The organism is Paraburkholderia sp. RL18-101-BIB-B (assembly GCF_046026985.1).
GTDB lineage: Bacteria > Pseudomonadota > Gammaproteobacteria > Burkholderiales > Burkholderiaceae > Paraburkholderia.
Genome location: NZ_JARESV010000136.1, coordinates 1 through 2269, shown reverse-complemented (window position 1 = coordinate 2269; position 2269 = coordinate 1). Strand labels below are relative to the sequence as shown.

The 2269-nt window shown below is 59.8% G+C and carries 3 protein-coding genes; all 3 read left to right on the top strand.

Annotation, left to right across the window (positions count from 1 at the left end; translation table 11 throughout):
- Positions 1-76: 76 nt before the first annotated feature.
- Positions 77-556 (top strand): diguanylate cyclase, encoded by a 480-nt coding sequence (locus P0D73_RS46250; protein ID WP_408436423.1) that lies wholly within the window; start codon positions 77-79, stop codon positions 554-556.
- A gap of 193 nt (positions 557-749) precedes the next feature.
- The gene (locus P0D73_RS46245) at positions 750-1064 is read left to right on the top strand and encodes a hypothetical protein (RefSeq protein ID WP_408436420.1); all 315 of its coding nucleotides are present in this window, start codon (positions 750-752) and stop codon (positions 1062-1064) included.
- A 778-nt stretch (positions 1065-1842) separates the two neighbouring features.
- The coding region (locus tag P0D73_RS46240; protein ID WP_408295944.1) for an SDR family oxidoreductase at positions 1843-2269 on the top strand (427 nt) is incomplete at its 3' end.

Sequence of the window (2269 nt, the reverse complement as noted above, 5' to 3'; positions counted from 1 at the left end):
CGCCCTCGCGGATGTCACTTAGGTCAACAACCGACTCTATACCGGCGTTTTTAACCGTCGGTACTTCGACCGCGAACTGGCACTTCAATCGCAGCCGGAGTTCTGGAAAGAAGGCCGCAGTTTTGTCGGGATTGTCATGGTCGATATCGACGGATACAAGAGCTACAACGACCGATACGGTCATCAGGCTGACGATGAATGTGTGCGCGCAATAGCGCAAGCTATTGCATACTCGGTGAAACGTCCTGGAGACACAGTCGCGCGCTACGGTGGGGATGAGTTTTCATTGATTCTGAAGGAAACGGACCCGGACGGAGCGCGCGTAGTTTCCGAGCGCATCCGGCAGGCCGTTGAAAGTCTCCAGATTCCACATGTCGCTTCCGCCGCCGGTATTGTCACTGTCAGTTGCGGAGTGGCGGCGCAACAAGTGGACAGTGGCGGAGCCAGCCTTAGCCTGGTTGCGACCGCGGATAGTGCGCTATATGCGGCGAAGCGGCGAGGACGGAACCAGACATGTGCGGCCGGGGCCGACGACAAAGATGGCTCAGGATTGTGACGCGAACAGTGCATAGCAAACCACGGACAGCGGCCCTCTGTCCTTGACGTAGCGAGTGCGGGCAAGCATGTTGCCGGGCGCGCAGAGCACCAGCCCTCTGGCGCCGGCAAACTTCAAGGCATTTACTGACACAAGGCACGTCCCTTGCGGCACCTATTCATGTGAGCGGCACACGCTTGCATGGAGGTGAGCCATGAAACATATAACCAGGACGTTTTTCGCTTCGACTCTCGTGATGGCACTCTCGCCAATTACATACGCACAAGCCGGCGGCGCCGCTGGCGGGCTCCCGACACCCGACGTCGGCGCCGGTTCGATGCAGACCCCGAACGAGACGGGCTACGGGTCTCCCGACGTCACGGGTAGTGGCGACCGCGCGGCGCGCAGTAATCCTGCGACGGAGCGTTCCAATAGCGGCAAGACCAATGGTCTGAACAGGGGCACGCGTAGCGGCGCGAACAGCGACGTCAACAGTGGACCGGGCGGCTCAAGGGAAAACGGCCAGTAGTACGAAGGCTCCTTGTCACGATGGTAGTGGCGTTCTACGCGCTGACTCGGGCATGGTGTGTAGGCCACGTCGTGCGTTGGCACCGACGCGATAACAGCGGGTTGCACACCGAGTCAACATCGCTCAAGGGGCGAGACTTGGAATCGACAGCTTTCGACTAGTGCAACTCGCGACTCGCTGCCGCAATGCTGGAATGCGGGAACCGAGGCCCGCTCGAAGGGCTCGACGTCCTGCTCTCAGGCGACCTGTCGACTCATCTCCCGTCTGACCGAACGTAGGCGGGACGAGGGTTGCCGGGCGGCGTTGCCGTCAAGGCCGTAGGAAACGCGGTTGCCCCTGATTTCATGCAAGCTCCCGGGAACTCACTGTCCGGTTGGGTCGGCACCCAGCGGAGGTGTTGTGCTGGTGGAGGGGCATGCCGCGCGAACGCAGGAGTCGGCGGGGCTCGCGTTTAATCGAGCGCACCGTGAGTGTCGGGTTGGTGAACGCCGTTCGCTCGCCGGCCATCGGGGTTTTCCTTCTTGAAATCGCCTTGACAGAGATGCCAACCATATTCGATTATTTGATCATGCAGTGAACATTTGTTCATTTACGACGTTTGTATTGGTCTATTGACGCTGACGCCAATAGCAGCGCGAATGGTGTACCTGCCGGCACAAGCTTTTGTGAAGGGGAAGCCGCATTCGATGTCGCCGACGGGCTCAGCGGGCGATAGGCTGCCTAGGAAGATTGCCACCGGAGCAAGTGCGCGGTGACCGCCAACCAGGAGGATGAGGAAATGGCAGGAGAGCTGAAGGGCAAGGTCGCGGTTGTCACTGGCGCTGCTTCAGGCATTGGGCTGGCCAGCACAGAGGCATTATTGGCGGCAGGTGCCCGCGTTGTGCTCGTCGACCGCGATGATGCTGCACTGACGGCAATTTGCAGGCAACACGGCGACGCGGCGATTCCGCTAGTCGTAGATTTGCTCGACCCGACGGCTTGCTCAACGCTCGTGCCACGCGTGCTAGAAATCGCGGGGCAAATCGATATCCTGCACGCCAACGCCGGCACTTATGTCGGCGGCGACCTCGTGGACGCTGATACGGCAGCGATTGACCGCATGCTGAATCTCAACGTGAACGTGGTGATGAAAAACATTCACGATGTCCTGCCACACATGATAGCGAGACGGACCGGCGATATTATCGTAACCAGCTCACTTGCTG